This window comes from Massilia pinisoli (assembly GCF_024753285.1).
Classification (GTDB): Bacteria; Pseudomonadota; Gammaproteobacteria; order Burkholderiales; family Burkholderiaceae_D; genus Telluria; species Telluria pinisoli.
The window spans coordinates 105,978-124,960 of the sequence record NZ_JANUGW010000017.1 but is presented as its reverse complement, the minus strand read 5'-3'; the positions used below and the strand labels follow the sequence as shown (position 1 = coordinate 124,960).

The following is an 18,983-nucleotide window of genomic DNA, read 5'->3' as shown; positions in this document are numbered from 1 at the left end:
CGACCTTTATTGCACAACTGCAACGTTTTCTGTGCAAGAATAGAGCCTCTTTCATAACAGGACAGGCTCGCGATGACCTCTCCCACGTTTCGCGTCACGACACAAGGGCTGCAGCCCGGCTATGCGGCGGAACCGGCTGCCGACCAGCTGGCCGCGCTGTTCAAGCGCAGCAAGGATGAGGTCGCGCCCCTGCTCGGCAGCAAGCCGGTCGTCGTGAAACGGGGGCTGACGCGGGAAGCGGCCGAGCGCTACGCTCGCGCACTGGAAGGTTGCGGCTGCGTGTGCGCGATCGAGGCGGAATCCGTCCCGGCCGCCGCCGCGCCCTCTCCGCCGCCGCAGGCTGAGCCACTGACGCCGGACCAGTTGGCCGCCGTCTTCCCCATTCTCCGGCGCGCGGCGCCGCGCGCACCCGAGGCGGATCCCGTCGTCGTGCGGCCGTTCGCCGGCGACCTCGAGATCGTCTTCGAGACGGTGACGAACGGCCTCGTCCTGCGGCAGTCCGCGCTGCGCGCGTCGCTGCTGAGCGAGGACAAGCTGTACGGACTCGCCGTCTGGAACCTGTACAACTGGGTGCACCCGCGCATCACCTTCAAGCAGATGGCGATCCAGGGGCCCGACGATGGCACCGGCGCCGCGCGGTTTTTCTCTTACGTCGAGCTGGGCGACGGCCTCGCGGCGTCGTGCCTGCTGCTGCAACCCATCTGGGAAGCGCTCGCGGCGCACCACAAGGGGCCGTTGCGGGTCGCCGTGCCGCACGCGAACTTCTGCATGTTCTGCAGCGCGGATGACAAGTTCGTCGCCGCGATGATGTGCGACCTCGCGGCCGAGACGTGGGCAGAATCCGGCACGTCTGCCCTCTCCGGACTGACGTATTCCGTGGACGGCGCGGGACGGGTCGACGTCGTGCCGGGCGCCCATCTGCTGCGCACGGCGCCTCCGCCGCCCACCTTGCCCGTCACGGCTTCCGCGCAGCTGGTCGTCCCGCAGCTGCATGCCCTTGCCGGCAACGCGGCATTGCTGGCGTTGTCGGAAGACCGGTTGCGCAAGCTCCAGCCGCAGTTGTTCGACGCGGCGCAATGGCCCGGCGACGTGCGCACCAAGTGGCTGAGCAACATCCGCCACACGCTCGGGCGCGGCGACGGCAGGGCCGCCGCCGTCGTCGATGCGGCCAGGGCAATCGTCGCGTCGTACACGGACGAACTGGATTGCGTCGTGCTCCTGAAGTTCGATCCCGCGCTCGCGCAGGCGCACGGCTGGCGCGACGGCACTCGCCTGTTCTCCGCGAACTCGTACCTGAGCCGCGACGGCGGCGTCGCGCCGGACCTGCGGCCTGGCCCCGGCGATGAAGGCCGCTGGGGCAACGTCTGGCCCCTCATCGCCGACCTGCTGACGGACGATGCCGCGGGCCTCGCCGCGCGCAAGGCGACGATCGCGGAGGCGGAATGGCAACGCGCATGGGACCTCGGCCGGCGCGCGCTGGCGGACGGCATCATCCCGCGCGACGGCCGCCCTGTGATGAGCGACCAACCGGCACGCGCACCCGCTGCACCTGCCGGCCCGGCCTCTGCCACGGCTGCTCCCTCGCGCACGCGCGCGCCGGCGGGCAAGCCCGCGCGCGCGCAAGGCACGTTCGGCGCCTGCGTGAAAAATGCCGCCATCGGCGGCGTGTGCGCGTGGGCCGTCTGGGGTGCGGCCCACCACGTGGCGGAGATGCCGCACGATGGCCTGTTCTACATGGCGTGCTTCGGCATCGCCGTGTTCGGCGGCATCGGGCTGGGCTGCCTGTGGAGCGCCGCGAACTACCTGCGCGGCGCCTGAGGCCTCAACGGAACAGCATCTGGGCGTAGTGGTACAGGTTCTCGGCCCAGCTGTCGCGGTCGTGCCCGTACTCGTCCACGTTCCACACGTGGGTCACGCCCTGCGCGCGCAGCTGGCGGTGCACGCCTTGCGCGACGTTGATCAAGCCGTCGCGGTTGCCGCACGACAGATACACGAGCTGCAGCTGCTTGCCCGACTTCGCGGCGCTGGCTGCCAGCATGGCTGGATCGTTCGTGTTCGGCGCCGGCGAGAAACCCGCCACCCAGGCGAAGGCCTCGGGATGCGTCAGGCCGAAGTTCAGCGCCTGCCCGCCGCCCATCGACAGGCCGCCGATCGCGCGGTGCGCGGCATTGGCCTGCGTCGGATACGCGGCGTCGACGGCAGGAACCAGTGATTCCAGCAGGTCGCGCTCGAAGCGCGCGAAGCCGGCCGCGTTCTCCTGCGTGAAGACCTTGTCCTCCGGCGGCGAGCGGTCGTCCGCCAGCGCGCGGCCGTTCGGCATCACGACGATCATCGGCACGATCTTGCCGGCGGCCGCGAGGTTGTCGAGGACCTCGGTGGCGCGCACGTACCAGCGCCACTCGTCCTGGTTGCCGCCGATGCCGTGCAACAGGTACAGCACCGGATAGCGGCGCGTCTTGTCGTAGCCGGCCGGCAGCCACACATTCGCCGTGCGCTTCGTGCCGGTGACGACGGACGCGTACATGAGCGTCGCCGGCGTGCCGTGCGCGATGCCCGGCTGCGCGTCGGCGAAGCCTGCCGGCGGCTTCGGATACGCGCGCACGTCGTCGGCGGCGAGCACGATGGGACGGGCGAAGTTGGCGCGCGCCTTGTCCGGCGTGACCGCAGCGTCCTGCGCGTGCGCGCCCGCGCCCAGCGCGCACAGCACGGCAGCCGCGAGCGTCGAAGCGAAGCGAATCTTCATGGTTCGGTTCCTGATTGGATCATTGTTGGATTGTCATGGCCCGGCCATCGTACACGACATCGGCGGCCTTGCCTTCCTGGCCCACGACGACGACGCGGAAGTGGCGCTGCGCGTGCATGCCCGGGAACGTGCCGCGTCGCCCGGCGATCGTGAGCTTGTGCGCCGCGTCGTCCCAGCGCATGTCGGTGAGCGCGTATTCGCCCCGTTCGTAGCCCCAGCCCTCGCCGGCGTCCTCGTACAACGTATAGGTGCCGTCGGCGCCGGGATAGATGCGCAGTTCGAGCGACGCATCCGTCGGTTCCGATGCGTACTGCACGACGGGGCCCAGCGGGACGATGGTGCCGGCACGCACGTGCAGCGGGCTGTGCTCGAGCGGCGCGGCTGCGGCGATGGTGCGGCCGCCGGCCAGGCGCTCGCCCGTCCAGAAGTCGAACCACGTACCCGCCGGCAGGTACACGTCGCGCGTGCGTGCCGCGCCCTCGACCGGCACGGAGCCCGGCCCGTACCGCATTGGCGTCGTGACGGGACTGACCATCATGCCCGCGCCGAACAGCATCTGCGACTTGAGGTCGTGCGTGTGCGGGTCGCCCGGGAACGCGAACGCCACCGGACGGATGAACGACGCGCCGCGCAGGTGCACGAGACCGGCCTGCGAATAAATCGCCGGCAGCAGGCGGTAGCGCAACTGGATGGCCTCCACGATCGCGTCGTAGAACGGCGTGCCCGGCGCGCCGAACTGCCAGGGCTCGCGCGGCGTGTCGGTGCCGTGGCTGCGGAACATCGGCAGGAACACGCCGAACTGCAGCCAGCGCGTGTACAGCTCGCGATAACCCAGGTCATCCACGCCCTTGTCGAAATCGCCGGCCATGAACCAGGGCTTGCCGCGGCCCGTGAAGAACCCGCCGACGTCGAGCGTGACATACGGATTGCCGGATGCGCTGTAGCGCTGGACCGCGGTCACCTGTTGCGCGAACACGGGCCACGTGGCCGAGATGTCGCCGGTCCACGCGACGGCGCCCGCCGCCTGGCTGCCGGGATAGGCGGACCGCGTCAGGTTCACGAGGCGCTTGTCGGGCACTTGCCTGCGCCAGTTGCGCATGAAATGCTGCGCGTCGACGAGCGCGTAGGCATTCAGGTATTGCGGATCCATGACGCGCGCCAGGCCGTCGAGGTTGACCTCGTCCGCGCGACCGTTTCGCTGCGCATCCCACGTCCAGTCGGCGACTTCCGGCTCGGTCGAGTCGCACCACCACGCGTCGATGCCGTGCCGGCCCAGATAGGTCCACACGTTGCGGAAATACGCATCGGCCGCCTCGGGCCGGAAGAAATCGACATACGGCGTGCCGCCGCTCAGGTAGCCGGCCTCCTTCAGCTCGCGGCCGGGCGCGTCGAGCGGCGTCGGATTCGGCCAGATGGAGATCATGACGTGCGCGTTCTCGTCATGCACGGCCCGCGTCATCGCATCGAGGTCGGGATAGCGCGCGCGGTCCGGCACGGGGCTGCCCCAGTGGTCCGGCGTCCAGTAATTCCAGTCCTGGACGATGAGGTCGAGCGGGATGCGGCGCTCGCGGAACGCCTTCACCGTGGCGACGACTTCGTCCTGCGTCTTGTAGCGTTCCTTCGACTGCACGTAGCCGTACGCCCAACGGGGCAGCATGGTCGCGGCGCCCGTCAGCTGGCGGTAGCCTTCGATCGCGCCGTCCATCGAGGGCCCGGCGATGACGTAGTAATCGAGATCGTCGACGACGTCGCTCGTGACGGCCATGCCCGTCTTCCCATCCGCGAACGTCATGGCGCTGTACGTATCGAACAGGACGCCGTAGCCGCGCGTCGACACGACGAACGGCAGCACGATGCGCAGGTTGTGCTGGTACAGCCGCTTCGTCTTGCCGCGCAGGTCGAGGTCGGAGGTCTCGTCGAAGCCCAGGCCGTACAGCGCTTCGTCGCTGGCCAGCCGGAAGCGCGCCGTCGCCTTCCACGCATCGCGGTCCTTCGTCTGCACATAGCGAGCGGCCACCTGGCGGTCGCCGTCGACGGTCTTGACCGTGCTCACCGAGGCGGGATCGGGCGCCGACCTGAACACGGCCACCCGCTCGAACGCACGAGGCGCCGCGGCGTCCTCGCGCAACAGCACCCTGCCTGTCGCATCGCGGAACACGAGCGCGCCCGTCGTCCGGTTCACGGCGACACTTGCCCGCGCCGAGCGCAGGACGCGGTCCTTGCCCTGGTCGCCCGCCGTGACGGGCCCCGGCCGTTCGCCGATCGGTGCGCGCATGAGGTGCGCGGACGCCGACCACTCGCCGTTGCGCGTCGCGCTGACGTGCACGATGCGGTCGGTGACGAAATCGACCTTGACCCGCGTATCGTCCACCCGGTATTCGATCCCACTGCCGGACTCGCGCACCTCGCGGATCGCCGCCTGCGCCGCGTCCTGGCACAGCAGCAGCGCGAACACCGCCAGCGCGGCCCGCAGCGGGTGCCGCACCATCAGGCCACCTTCAGCGCAAACGCGTACGGCAGCGCGGGACGCTGCTGCGGCAGGGTCACCGTGAGGCCGGCATCCGTCTGCTGGAACGCGAGCGCGCCGCCACCTACGAGCTCCACGCGCGCCACGGGCTTGTGCAGGTGCTCGCCGCCGGCGCGCATCGTCTTGATGTTGACCTTGCCGTCTTCCGGCCACCCCATCACGAACGCGTACACGGCGTCCTTGCCGGCCGTGAAGCGGATGTCGGCGGCGGAGAACGGCTTACCTTTACCCTCGTTGAAGCCGGGGCCGGACAGCGGTGCGGCCGCGTCTTCGAAGACCGGCCCTTCGCCGCACGTGGCCCATGGGCGCGAATCGTAGATGCCCTCGCCGTTCACGGCCATCCAGCGGCCGATCTCCTGGACGATGGCGCGTTCCTGCTCGTCGATGGTGCCGTTGCCGCGCACGGGCACGGACAAGAGCAGGTTGCCGTTCTTGCTGACGACGTCGATCAAGGTGTGCACGACCGTCTGCGCGCTCTTGTACGACTTGTTGTCGTAGATGCGGCGGTCGTAGTGCCAGCTGCCGATGCAGGTATCGGTCTGCCACGGCAGCGGTTCGATCTTGTTGCTCTGGCCCCGCTCGATGTCCCACACCATCGCATGGCGCTGCACGTCGTCGAGGATCTTGCCGTTGACGACGACGTCGACCTTGCCCCGCTTGGCGACGCTGCGGTTGTACATGTGCGCGAGCAGTTGCGAGCCGACGTCGCTGACGGGCCACAGCGGCAGCACGGTGTCGTCGTAATACACGAGGTCGGGGTCGTAGCTGTCGATCAGGTCGACGGTGCGGTTGTACAGCTTGTCCGCATAGGCCTTGCTCGGGGCGACCACGCCGCCGCCCCAGGCCCAGCGCTGGTCGGTGCTGCCGCCATCCTTGCTGAGCGGGTGGGCCTGCGCATACAGGGCCTGCGGGTCGTGGCCGCTCCACCATTGGCCCTTGCCGTCGGCCTTCGTCAGGCGGCCGTCGTACGGCACGCCGGCCAGCGGGCCCGTCTTGTCCGCGCCCTGCGCCGTCTCGTACCAGTTCCACGCGTGCGCCGCGTGCACGGACACGCCGAAGCGCAGGCCGTGCTTGCGGGCCGCGTCGCGCCAGCCTCCGATCAAGTCCTTGCCGGGTCCGACCTTCGTCGCGTTCCAGTCGGGCTGGTAGCGGCTGTTGTACAGGTCGAAGTTGTCGTGGTGGTTGGCGAGCGCGACGAAGTATTTCGCACCGGCGCTCTTGTACAGGCCCACGAGTTCGTCCGGATTCCAGCGGTCCGCCTTCCAGCGGCGGATGATGTCCTTGAAGCCGAACTTCGAAGGATGCCCGTATTTCGCCACGTGGTACTTGTAGTGGTCGCTGCCCTCCTCGTACATGCCGCGGGCGTACCAGTCGCCGTGTTCGGGTTCGCATTGCGGGCCCCAGTGCGCCCAGATGCCGAACTTCGCGTTGCGGAACCAGTCCGGCGTCTCGTATTTCGACAGTGACGGCCAGTTCGGCTCGAAGGGGCCGGTGGCCATGGGTACGCGGGTGGCGTCCGCCTTCGCGGCGGCATAGGGGGACAGGGCCAGCGCAGGAAGTGCGGAGGCCAGGTGCTGCAAGAGTTCACGTCGTTTCATCGGCTTCTTTCCAAGGTAGGCAAAAGGCGGCCGTTGTGCGAACGGCTCTAGTTGATCGACGAAATAGTGCCCGTCGACTCCCACCCCGGCAATTATGAAATCTACCAGACGGCCTTATATTTTCGAGAGGCGGCGGCGCTTCACGCCGCGCGCCGGCCCGGCGGGTCGTCGCTCACCACATGCTTGACGAATGCCGCATGGTCCGGCATCGCGCCGACCGCGCGCCGGATCGAATCGCGCACCTTGTGGAAGTGGTCGAGCAGGTAGCCGGGATCCATGAGGTCGATGAACGGATCGTTCTTCTCCGGGAAGATCCCGTGCCCCATCAGGATCGACACCCACGAGTCTTCCAGGAAGCCCTGCTGGTCGAGGATCGCGACGCGGCTCGACTCGCGGAACAGGTCGATCTGGTGCTGCAGGATGTCGGGCACCGCCATGTTGCGGCAGTAGCGCCAGAACTCGGAATCGTCGCGGTTCGTGAGCTTGTAGTGCAGGATGATGAAATCGCGGATGTATTCGTAGCGCTGCGACAGGAGGCGGTTGAACTCGTCGGCCAGCGCCGGGCTGCAGTCGCGGTCCGGGAAGAACTGGACGATCCAGCCCACCGTCATCTCGATCATGTTGATGCTCGTGGATTCGAGCGGCTCGATGAATCCCGTCGACAGGCCGACGCCCACGCAGTTCTTGATCCACGACTTGCGCCGGCGGCCCGGCGTGAAGCGCAGCTGGCGCGGCGCATCGAGGGCCTCGCCTTCGAGCACGCCCTCCAGCACGCGCGTCGCTTCCGCGTCCGTCGTGAAGCCGTCGCAATACACATGGCCGTTGCCCATGCGGTGCTGCAGCGGGATGCGCCACGTCCAGCCCGCGCTTTGCGCCGTCGACCGCGTATAGGGCACGAGCGGTCCGTCGGGGTTCGTGCACGGCATGGCCTGCGCGCTGTTACAGGGCAGCATGGCGCTCCAGTCCTCGTAGCCGGCCTTGTAGACGCCTTCGAGCAGCAGCGCCCGGAAGCCCGTGCAATCGACGAACAGGTCGCCCTCGAAGCGGCGACCGTCGCGCAGCTTGACGGCCGTGACGAAGCCGGTCTCGGGATGCTGCTCGACGTCGACGACCATGCCTTCGATGCGCGTGACGCCGCGCGCGACCGCGTAATCGCGCAGGTAGGCCGCATACAGGCTGGCGTCGAACTGGAAACCGTAGGAATACGAATTGGTGACGGACGGCTGGTCGCCATACGGCGGCACGAAGCGGTGCGCGCGCGCCATGGCGTCGGCCGTCGACCATTCCTCGTACGACGGCATGCCCTTGACGTCGCGCCTCAGGCGCAGCCAGTACATATAGGCGGGACGGTTCTCCATCATCGGCCCGAAATTGCCGAACGCGTGGAAGAACCGGTTGCCGGCATGGCCCCAATCGCGGAACTCGGTGCCGAGCTTGAACGTGGCCTGGGTCTTCTTGATGAAGTCCGTCGCATCCAGGCCGAGCGCCTGGTTGTAGTAGCGGATGGTCGGCAACGTCGCTTCGCCCACGCCCACGGTGCCGATCTCGGGCGATTCGATGAGGACGATCTCGCACGCCTTGCCCAGCTTCTGCGCCAGGGGCGCGGCGGTCATCCAGCCGGCGGTGCCGCCGCCCACGATGACGATTTTTCGGATGGCCTTGTCGGACATGATGTCTCCAATCACAAAAACGCGAACCTCCCGCAACCGGCCTGGCTTGCGGGAGGCGTGCTGCGTGCTACATGCTACACGACGATCAGAACGAGTACCCCATCCGGACCGAGTAGCTGCGGCCGGTATAGAACGCGCCGCGCTCCATCAGGCCGATATGCTGCTGCATGTACTGGCGGTAGATGGCATTGGTCAGGTTCGACGCTTCCACCGACAGTTTCAGGTTCGGGGTGATTTCGTACTGGAAGCTGCCGTCAAGCTCGCCGTACGCACCGCCATAGGTCGGCAGCGCATAGTTGACCGAGTAGCCCTTGCCGAAGTTCGGGCTGTCCGGGTTCGCGTCGATGCCTTCGCCGCCGTTCGTGCCGTACGCGTTGACCGCCTGCAGGTATTTCGAACGCCAGCTGTACGCCAGGCGCGCGGACACCGGACCCTTGTCGTACAGCACGGCCAGGTTATAGGCGTTCTTCGACAGGTTGGTCATCGGCAGACCGCCCAGGATGCGGCCGTCGGTGTCGCAACCGGCCAGGTCGCGCGCCGTGTTCGCGAGAGGCGTATCCTTCGGCGTGCACCATGCCACGCCCGGCGGCGCGTTCAGGTTCAGGCGGCTGTCGAGGTAGGTGTAGTTCGCCGAGATGCCGAAGCCGGACCACAGGCCAGGCAACTTGTCGAAATACTGCTGGTACGCGATTTCCGCACCGTTGGCACGGCCCTTGGCGCCGTTCGTCGGTCCGGTGACGTTGAAGTTGTAGGGCGTGCCCGTCAGGTCCTTCATCGTGTAGATCGACGTCTGGCCGATGACGATGTCCTTGATGCGCTTGTTGAACACCGCCAGCGTGAGCGAGCCGCCATGGCCGAAATAGTATTCGGCCGTGAAGTCGAGGTTGTCCGCCGTCGTCGGCTTCAGGCTCGGATTGCCGCGGCCGGAGCCGTTGAAGGTGATCGATTGGAGGGTCGTGACGTTGGTCGCCGTGTTGGTGCTCGTCTTGATGTCCTCGGTCAGCGTCGTGTAGGCCTGCAGCTGGTAGAAGTCAGGACGTGTCATGCCTTTCGAATACGCGCCGCGGAATTGCAGGCCGTCGTTGACCTTCATGCGCACGTTCAGGCTAGGCAGCACGTTGGTGTACGAGTTGTCGAAGTCGCGCTTGTCGGACAGGTCCGCGAACGCCGGCACGGTGCCCCCCGTGATCTTGGAGATATCCTGCTGCTTGTACAGCAGGTAGCCCGTCGCCGCCATATTGGTGCGCACGACGCGCACGCCCACGCTGCCGTCGATCGGGTAACGCAGCGTGTCGACGTTGAAGCGCAGCTGGCTGTACGCCGCCTTGGTGCGCTCGCGCTGCTGGTTCAGGCCCTCGGCGTCGCCGAACGGCGCAGGCGCCCAGCTCAACGCGCACGGCGTGCTCGTGCACAGCTGGTTCGCATAGCCATGGATCAGGGCGAAGCCGCTCGGCGCGCCGTTCGCGTTCGGGGTGTTCAGCGCCGGATCGGCGATGATCACCGGCGGCGGCGTGGTCATCTGGCCGCCGAAGAAGTTCGGGAAGCCCATCGTCACGACCGGCTTCGAGAAACGCGGGTCGTCGAGGGTGGGATAGCCGTTGATGGCCCAGCCTTGCATCCACGGCTGCGCGATCGCGGTCCATTCGCTGCCGTGCGTCGAGCGCGTCTCGGCCTTGCGGTCGGTGAAGCGCACGCCGAACCGCAAGTCGCTCAGCACCGGGCTGTCGAAGGTGAACTTGGCATCCAGGCGCGCCGCGTTCAGCGTACCGACGGCCTGATCGCGGTGCTCCTGGGTGGTGCCCCAGTAATAGGTCTTCGGATCCAGCAGCAAGGCGCGGTCCGCCGCGTCGAAATGCAGCTCCGCCGGCGACTTGGTCAGATCCCACGTCATTTTCGGCAGCGTGCCCTGCATGCCGACCAGGTTGTCGTAGCCGGTGGTGGTCGCACGGGTGTGCTGCAGGTCGGAGCTGACCTTCCACTGGTCGGTCGCGCGCCAGTCCGCGTGCCACGCAATGTCTCGGGTGTCGGACTTGCGGCCCGCCGCGCGCGAGGAGCTGCTCAGGTTGAGACCGGTTTCTTGCGGCGAACGCAGCGTGCCGGTCAGCAGCGCGCCGTTGTCGGCGAACGTGGCGCCGGGATCGAGCATGCTGGTGGACGGATTCGCCGTGCCCGTGTTCATGCCGTATTCCGTCGTGTTCATGTCGTACTTCGAACGGAAGAACGTCAGGTAGGACGACAGGTTGTCCTTTTTCCACTGCAGTGCGCCGTACACGCCGTCGCGTTCGCGTTCGAAATTGTTCGACGTCCAGTAGCTGCCATTCGGAATCCAGCGCACCGTGCCGCTGGTGTCGCCCTGGACAGCGTTGTTGCGCGGGATATACGGGGAAATCTGCATGCCGTCGCTGCGCGTATTGATACGCGAACGGGCCACGTCGATCAAGGCGCCGAACTGGCCGAAGGGCGTGTTCCAGCGGTTCGACAGCAGGCCGGACACGCCGGGCGACGTCTTGCCGCGCAGTTGCGAACGGCGCTCCTCCACCGACAGCGCACCCTTGGCGCCCTTGTAGTCGAACGGCAGCGCCGTGCGCAGGTTCACCAGGCCACTGATGCCGCCTTCGATCTGCTCGGCCGACGGGTTCTTGTACACGTCCAGGCCGCTCATCAGTTCCGGCGGCACGTCCTCGAAGCTCAGCGAGCGCCCGCCATTGGCCGAGAACGCGTCGCGGCCGTTCAGTTCCGAACGCACATAGGTCAGGCCGCGCACCGACACGCCCGTGCCTTCCGCGGCGTAGTGGTTGACGCCGTCGCCCACGCCCTGCTGCGGATCGACGCGGTTCAGCGTGCGGTCGATCGTGACGCCGACCACGCGCTGCAGGACTTCCGTCACCGACTTGTCCGGCAGCTTGCCGATGTCGTCGGCGACGATGGAATCGACGATCTCGTCCGCGTTGCGTTTGCGGGCCGAGGCCGATTCCAGCGCGGCGCGCTGGCCCACCACCACGACGGTGGTCGTGCCGTTGTCGTCCTTCTTGGCGGTGTCCTGGGCGAAAGCGCTTTGCGCCATCATGGCGCCGCTGGCCATTAACACGAACTGGGCGGCGCCCACGGCGATTGCTGTTCTCTGAAACCTCACTGACGTTCTCCTCATTCAGCCTGTCTGTTCTTGTGGATACCGGGCCGTGACGCCGGGCGGGTCACGGTGGTGGCTTCATTTTGGGCACACGTCAGGTGGCGGACAATTCATAAATCTGCCAAACCGACCAATCAATTTTATTAAAGTAGCGTGAACGCAACACTTGAAAATATAAATGTTTGATTATTCTCTTAACGAAGTCTGAACGAATTATGAACAAAGCGGGAATCAGGCGACCCGGGCCGTTCCCGCCACCTGGGCGAGGAAGGCGCCATGGTCAGGCATCGCGCCGACGACCTGCCGGATCGTCGCATGGACCTTCTGGAAATGCTCGAGCAGGCTGCGCGGGTCCATGCGCTCGATGATCTGGTCGCAGCGCTCGGGGCGCAGGCCGTTGCCCAGCATGATCGCCGCGTGCGAATCGACCTGGAACCCCTGCAGGTCGTAGATGGCGACGTGGCCCGTGGCGCGGAACATGTCGATCTGGTGCTGCAGCGCGTCGGAGACGGGCATGGCCGCGCAATAGCGCCAGAATTCCGAATCGGTGCGGCTGGTCAGCTTGTAGTGCAGGACGATGAAGTCGCGTACGTACTCGTAGCGCTGGGTGACCAGGCGGTTGAATTCGTCGGCCAGTTCCGGGCTGCAGTCGCGATCCGGGAAGAACTGGACGAGCCAGCCGACGGCCAGCTCGATGATGTTGATGCTCGTCGATTCCAGCGGTTCGAGGAAGCCGCTCGACAGGCCGATCGCCACGCAGTTCTTGATCCACGACTTGCGCCGGCGTCCCGTCGTGAAGCGCAGCTGGCGCGGCGTGTCCAGCGGTGCGGTATCGAGGCCGTCCAGCAGCACGCGCCCCGCTTCCTCGTCCGACATGAAGCCGTCGCAGTACACGTGGCCGTTGCCGTTGCGGTGCTGCAGCGGGATGCGCCATTGCCAGCCGGCGCTCTTCGCCGTCGAGCGCGTGTACGGCGTTTTCACATCGGCCAGCGCGCTCGGGACGGCCTGCGCGCTGTTACAGGGCAGCATCGCGCTCCAGTCCTCGTAGCCGGCCTGGTACACGCCCTCGATCAGGAGGCCGCGGAAGCCCGTGCAGTCGACGAACAGGTCGCCCTCCACGCGGCGGCCGTCGGCAAGCTTGACGGCCGTGATGAAGCCCGTTTCCGGATGCTGCTCGACCTCGCCCACCGTGCCTTCGATACGCTGCACGCCGCGCGCCGTCGCGTATTCACGCAGGTACAGCGCGTACAGGCCCGCGTCGAACTGGAACGCATACGAATACGCATTGGTGGGGCTTTGCGCCTCGCCGTGCGGCGGCACGAAGCGGTTCGCATGCGCCATCGTCGCCGTGAGGGACCATTCCTCGTACGGCGGCAGGTCCTTGACGTCGCGCGCCAGACGCTGCCAGGCCATGAACGCGGGACGGTTCTCGATGGGCGGGCCGTAGTCGCCGAAGCCGTGGAAGAACCGGTTGCCCAGGTGGCCCCAGTCCACGAAGTCGATACCGAGCTTGAACGTGGCCTTCGTGCGCCGGACGAACTCGCCCGAGTCGATGCCGAGCGCGTGGTTGTAGTACGTGATGGTGGGCAGCGTCGATTCGCCGACGCCGACGGTGCCGATCTCGGGCGACTCGACGAGCACGATCTCGCAGGTCGGACCCAGCTTGAGCGCCAGCGGCGCGGCGGTCATCCAGCCGGCGGTGCCGCCGCCCACGATGACGATTTTACGGATGGCCTTGTCGGACATGAAGCTCCTATCATGGAATAACGCAGTCCAGCCAATTTTGGTGAACGGTACCCGGCAGGACAATTACAAAATTGATCAACCGTACCCATAAAATTGAGGTGAGGTGCCGTCGGCACGACAGGGCACTGGACTGCGCCGCTGGAAACGGCGATGCGATGGCCGCGCGACCGCGACGGTTACGGCGCCGCCGCTTCCTGGACGGGACCATCCGGCTGTTCCTGCTGCACCGCCAGCGCACGGAACGCCTTCGGGGTGCAGCCGTATTCTTCCTTGAACAGCTTGTTGAAATACGAGACGTTGGCGTAGCCGACCGAGAACGCGATCTCCGCGATGCCCGTGCCGCTGTTCTCGACCAGCAACCGGGCCGCTTCCGTCAGGCGCAGCTTGTTCAGGTAGCTGGTGAACGTCATGCCCAGTTCCGATTTCAGCACGTCGTTGACCTTCGTGCGGTTCGTCCCCGTCCCGGCGACGACGCCTTCCAGGTCGAGCTCGGGGTTCGTGTAGTTCGACGCGATGAACCGCAGCACCGACACCTTTTCCTTGTCCCGGTACGGCTCCAGCGTGAGCTGGCGATAGGCGACGAGCGGCAGGTCCGTCTTCAAGGTCGTGTCCACGCTGGCGATCATCGCGCGCGACTGGGCCCGGAAGAACCAGATGCCGAAGCCGGCCCACCCCGCCGCCACGAGCGCGGCCAGCCAGGCGAGCCAGCGATAATCGCGGCCGCGCATCTCGAACTTGCTGATCTCGACGTGGGACGGGACGCCGCGCGGGCTCTGCGACGTGACGCCGAAGACGAATCGCCCGACCCGGTCCAGCTTGAAATCCCGGCGCGACACGTCGCGGTGGAACGTGTCGAACCACCACTGGGGAACCGACAGCCGCGTCGTGTCGATGGAGACCGGCACGCCCTCCTCGTTGCAGGAGAAATAGGTGAGCGCCGGCGGATATGTGAGGAAATTACCCGGCTCCGATACCCGTTCGTCGTGGATCGAGATGATGAATACCATCGAGTTCGCGGGCGCGCATTTGGCGAGGAAGGACACGGTGCCGTACTGCGACAGGTCGACCAGGCCGGGCGTGCCCTTGGCATCGGCGGCGATCAGGTCCGCGGAGACGTTGAGGTCCGGCGTGCCCGGCGGGAGGTTCAGGTCGAAGCGGAGCCCGTCGCGCATCGTGCCGTCGACGCGGATCACGGGTGGGCCGTCGCGCCATGGCGTGACGGTATAGCCGCGGTGCCATTCCACGGCGCGTCCGTCGGTGCCCTTCTGGCCCGGCAGGATCGGCAGCGACAGGTAGCTCCGTTCGATGAATACGACCGCGAACAGCGCATCCGCGAGCACGATGACGATGAACGCGAGCAGCGCCTTCTTATAAAACTCTTGCATATGGCACGGTAGTGAATGTCTCCGGTCGTCGCCTCTGGTGGGGACGTCACCGGAATCATAACAGCCCACCCATGCGGGATCGCGGTTTCGAGCCATTCGCGCCGTTGCGTTGCAACGACGCAACGGGGATACCAAGCCTCCGGCCCAGCCGGCACAAATCATTGGCGGCATCACCGAATTTCGCAATTGCGCCGGTCCAGCCCCCTGTTCACACTTTCAACCCTCGATTTTTCCAGGACTCTCCATGCGCAAGCTGCTGCTCACCCTGTTCTTCTTCATCGCCGCCGGCGCGCAGGCGCAGACGACCGTGATCCCGCTCTGGCCCGAAGGCGTGCCGGACGCGAAACCCAATCCCCCACCGGAGCGGATCGAAAACGACTTGATCAGCCAGGTCTCCGAGCCGACGCTGACGTATTACCCGGCCGCCTCCGACCGGCCGGCGCACACGGCGGTGATCATCTGCCCGGGCGGCGGCTACCAGTTCCTCGCGTTCGCGCACGAAGGTCGGCGCTACGCGGAGTGGCTGTCCAGCCTGGGCGTCGCCGCGTTCGTGCTGAAATACCGGCTGGGGGACGTCGGCCATCCGGCCCCGTTGCGCGACGTCCTGCGCGCGATCCGCACGGTGCGCGCGCACGCTGCGGACTACGGCGTGGCGCCGGACCGCGTGGGCGTGATGGGCAGTTCGGCCGGCGGTCACCTGGCCGCCAGCGCGGCCACGATGTACGACGATCCGGCCGGACGCACGGGCGCGCCGCTCGACGCGGTCAGTGCGCGGCCCGACTTCCTGATGCTGATGTACCCCGTGATCACGTTGATGCCGCCGTACGCGCATGGGGGCTCGCGCTATTTCCTGCTGGGCGCGCACCCGGCGCCGGAACTGGTGAAACAGATGTCGGTGGAGACCCGCGTCACCGCGCAGACGCCGCCGACGTTCCTCGTCCATTCGGAAGACGACAACGTCGTCCCCGTCGACAACAGCATCATGTTCTTCCAGGCCCTCGCGCGCGCGCACGTGCCGGCCGAGCTGCACATCTACGAACACGGCGGCCACGGCATGGGCATGACGCCGGGCCACGGCGACGCGTCGCTGTGGCCGCGCCGCGCCGAGGAGTGGCTGCGCGACCGCAAGCTGATCGCGCAGTGACGGCTTAACGCGTCAGAACGTCATCCGCAGGCCGAGGTTGATGCGGCGGCCGTCGTTTTCCAACGTCAGGAACTGGCTGTCGTTGTTGGCGTACTCGTGCACCTTCGCGTTCGTCAGGTTGATGGCGTCCAGGTACAGCGACACCGTCTCCGTCAGGTTGTAGCGCAGGCTCGCATCCGTCTGGCCGTAGGCCGCGCGGTTGCGCGGCAACGTGCTGCCGCCGCCGCAATCGATGGAGAAGTGATTGCGCCAGTTGTAGCTGGCCCGTGCCTGGAACTTGCTGTTCTCGAAGAACAGCGACGCGTTATACGACTGGCGCGACAGGCCCGGATAACCGCAGGACACCGGCCCCTCGGACGAATCGCGGTTCGCTTCCGCATCCACGTACGTGTAGTTCGCCGTCACGCCGAAGCCCTGCAGCAGCGGGCTGATATTGTCGAACGCATACTGGCCGGCCAGTTCCGCGCCCTTGATCGTGCCCGTCTGGCCGTTGCGGATGCGGGTGTCGTGCACGGTCTCGTTCGGATACTGCGGCACCTTCGTGTCCTGCAGCGACGTCTCCAGGAAGTCCGACACCTTCTTCATGAACAGCGCGGCGCTGACGTAGTTCGTCTTCGACAGATACCATTCGTACGACACGTCGAAGTTATTCGAGCGCATCGGCTTCAGGTACGGGTTGCCGCCGCCGCTCGTCACATAGCCGGTGCGGCCGCCGTACCAGTTGGACACGCCCATCTGGTTCAACGTGGGTCGGGTCAGCGTCTTCGACGCGCCGAAGCGCAGCAGCATGTCGGACGTCAGGTCGAACTTCAGGTTGGCGGACGGCAGCCACGCGTTGTAGCTGTTGCCGACCGTGTTCGTCTGCATCGGGCCCCAGTTCTGGATGTACGTCGTGTCGTTCGGGCTCTGCGTGGCCGACAGCAGGATACGGCTCGTGCCCGACGACTCCGACTTCACGTGCATGTAGCGCAGGCCCAGGTCGCCGGACCAGCTGTCGCCTTCCCATTTCGACTGGACGAAGGCATTGGCCACCTTTTCGCGCACGGCCCACAGCGACGGCTTCGTGTAGTCGATCGCCATCGGACCGTTCGGGAAGACCGACTTGTCCGCGTAATGGGCCGGATCGTTCGACTGCGGAATCACGGACGGCTGGTTCAGGTACGCCATGTAGGCATACGGGTCGAAGCTGAGGAAGTTCGCCGGCACGCCACCGCCGCCACCGAACGGATTACCCAGCGGCGTCACGGTGAACAGCGACGACGGCAGCGACAGGTGGTAACCGGAGTAGGCGTTCCACGAATCGGCGCTCCAAGAAATGTGCTCGACCTTGCGCTGCGAGTACGCGGTACCCATCTGCAGGCCCTTGAACCAGCCCATGTCCGTGCTCCAGGCCGCGTTCAGGCGGCCTTCGTGCAGGTTGTCGTGGTTGGTGTCGATGTTGTTGCCGACGGCGTGCGCGCGCACGGCACTCGGGTCCGCGATGCCGTCGCCGAAGGACACGGTCGGCGTCGAGCCGAAGGTCAGCACGTCGCCGTTCTTCGGCACCATGCCGGCCACGATCCACAGGTCGGGATAGCCGATCGCCGTGCGCGACGTCGCCAGGTCCGCTTCCAGCTTCCAGTCCGGCGTGAGGGCCCACTTCGAATTCACGCCGTAGGCCAGCGTCGTCGACAGGCGGTCGCCGCCCTTGACGATCATGTCGTTCGAATTGGCGTCCGTCAGGATGCCGGCCGCGGCCAGTCCCGGATTGTTGGCGACGAAGGTCGAGCCCGGACGGTCGAAGCCCGTCACCTGGCCGTTCGCGTCATACTTCACGTTCAGCTGCGTGGGATTCATCCAGTCGCTGATGGCGATGACCTTGTTGCGCTGGTTCAGGCGCGAATACAGGGCGTCGGCCGACAGCTTCCACGTCGACGACGGGTTGTACTGCACCGTCGTGCTGGCGACGAGGCGCTTGCGGCTCTCGTCCTCGTTCTGGAAGCCGTAGCTCTGCGGCATCAGGAGTTTGCGCGTCGTGACGTCGGCCGCCGTCAGGCCCGTCGACTGCAGGTTGCCGTTGATCGTCTTCACGTCCAGCAGGTTCCACGCGTCGTTCAGCGCCTTGTATTGGCGCGATTTGCGGTCCGTGTACGACAGCGAGCCGGCCACGCCGAAATTCTTTTCCGCGTTCGCGTACGAGTACAGGGCGCTCAGGTTCGGCGTGTTCTTGCGCGAATTCGAGTCCCACGAATCCGACACGTTGACGACGGTCGACTGGCCCGCCTTGCCGGACAGCGGGCGCGTCGTCTGGATGTCGACCGTCGAACCGATGCCGCCCTCCGGCAGGAACGCCTGCGACGTCTTGTACACGATGGCTTTCGAGATCAGGTCGGACGACAGCACGTCGAACGAGAATTCGCGTCCGCCCGTGTCACTCGTGATCGTGCGGCCGTTGAGCAGCACGTTGTTGAATTCCGGCCCCAGGCCGCGCACCGAGATGAAACGGCCCTCGCCGTTGTTGCGCTGGATTTGCACGCCCGTCACGCGCTGCAGCGACTCCGCGATGTTCGTGTCCGGGAACTTGCCGGCATCCTCGGCCGACACGGCATCGACGATGCCGTCCTGCAGCCGCTTCGTCGTCAGCGACGACTGCAGCGACGCGCGAATGCCGCTGACGACGACCTGCTGCACGTCGCCACTCGGCGGTTGTTCGTTCGTGGTCTGCGCGCCGGCATACGCCGTCACGCACAATTCGGCGACCAGCGTCGCCAGCAGGGTCTTGCAAATCCGTTTGTTGTCCATCTTGTCTCCCAATCTCCGTTTTTGACTGCTTGCTTGTCGATCGACCGGCGCCCGCGCGCTGCGGCGGTAACGTTGTCGCATAACAACGCAAAACGGGGACGTTCTGCGTCGTCGCCGTTCCTGGTCAGGACACGGTGCGGTGCGACGGTCGTCGCGGAAGTACGATGTCGTCCATGTCTAGACATCCGTACAAAACCATTTTACGTAGAGGTGCGAACGTTACCACTATGGCTTCTTTACTGTCTGGCATGCCATAAAC

The 18,983-nt window shown here is 66.4% G+C and carries 10 protein-coding genes; 2 read left to right on the top strand and 8 right to left on the bottom strand.

The window, feature by feature from the left end:
* Positions 1 to 72: 72 nt before the first annotated feature.
* Positions 73 to 1,818: a DUF1444 domain-containing protein gene (locus tag NX784_RS20775; RefSeq protein WP_258818596.1), complete on the top strand. Its 1,746-nt coding sequence runs from the start codon at positions 73 to 75 to the stop codon at positions 1,816 to 1,818.
* Between the two features lie 4 nt (positions 1,819 to 1,822).
* On the opposite strand, the gene NX784_RS20770 is transcribed toward NX784_RS20775, so the two are convergent.
* The 7 genes from NX784_RS20770 to NX784_RS20740 form a co-directional block, all read right to left on the bottom strand.
* Entirely contained in the window at positions 1,823 to 2,743 is a 921-nt protein-coding gene (locus tag NX784_RS20770; RefSeq protein ID WP_258818595.1) for an alpha/beta hydrolase, read from the bottom strand.
* Between the two features lie 19 nt (positions 2,744 to 2,762).
* Positions 2,763 to 5,231 carry a glycoside hydrolase family 31 protein gene (locus NX784_RS20765; protein WP_258818594.1) on the bottom strand — a complete coding sequence of 823 codons (2,469 nt, stop codon included), beginning with the start codon at positions 5,229 to 5,231 and terminating at the stop codon, positions 2,763 to 2,765.
* Positions 5,231 to 6,868, bottom strand: coding sequence for an alpha-L-fucosidase (locus NX784_RS20760; RefSeq protein ID WP_258818593.1), 1,638 nt, complete (start codon positions 6,866 to 6,868; stop codon positions 5,231 to 5,233). The genes NX784_RS20765 and NX784_RS20760 overlap by 1 nt, the downstream gene beginning before the upstream one ends.
* Positions 6,869 to 7,008: 140 nt before the next feature.
* Positions 7,009 to 8,538 (bottom strand): tryptophan halogenase family protein, encoded by a 1,530-nt coding sequence (locus NX784_RS20755; protein ID WP_258818592.1) that lies wholly within the window; start codon positions 8,536 to 8,538, stop codon positions 7,009 to 7,011.
* Between the two features lie 85 nt (positions 8,539 to 8,623).
* Entirely contained in the window at positions 8,624 to 11,671 is a 3,048-nt protein-coding gene (locus NX784_RS20750; RefSeq protein WP_258818591.1) for a TonB-dependent receptor, read from the bottom strand.
* Between the two features lie 228 nt (positions 11,672 to 11,899).
* Positions 11,900 to 13,414 carry a tryptophan halogenase family protein gene (locus NX784_RS20745; protein ID WP_258818590.1) on the bottom strand — a complete coding sequence of 505 codons (1,515 nt, stop codon included), beginning with the start codon at positions 13,412 to 13,414 and terminating at the stop codon, positions 11,900 to 11,902.
* A gap of 176 nt (positions 13,415 to 13,590) precedes the next feature.
* The gene (locus tag NX784_RS20740; protein ID WP_258818589.1) at positions 13,591 to 14,799 is read right to left on the bottom strand and encodes an AraC family transcriptional regulator; all 1,209 of its coding nucleotides are present in this window, start codon (positions 14,797 to 14,799) and stop codon (positions 13,591 to 13,593) included.
* A gap of 244 nt (positions 14,800 to 15,043) precedes the next feature.
* Between NX784_RS20740 and NX784_RS20735 the strand changes: the two genes are divergently transcribed.
* Positions 15,044 to 15,943 (top strand): alpha/beta hydrolase, encoded by a 900-nt coding sequence (locus NX784_RS20735; protein ID WP_258818588.1) that lies wholly within the window; start codon positions 15,044 to 15,046, stop codon positions 15,941 to 15,943.
* Between the two features lie 12 nt (positions 15,944 to 15,955).
* Here the strand turns inward: NX784_RS20735 and NX784_RS20730 are convergent, their stop codons facing one another.
* A complete protein-coding gene (locus NX784_RS20730) occupies positions 15,956 to 18,724 on the bottom strand; it encodes a TonB-dependent receptor (RefSeq protein ID WP_258818587.1) in 2,769 nt (922 codons plus the stop codon).
* Between the last annotated feature and the right edge of the window lie 259 nt (positions 18,725 to 18,983).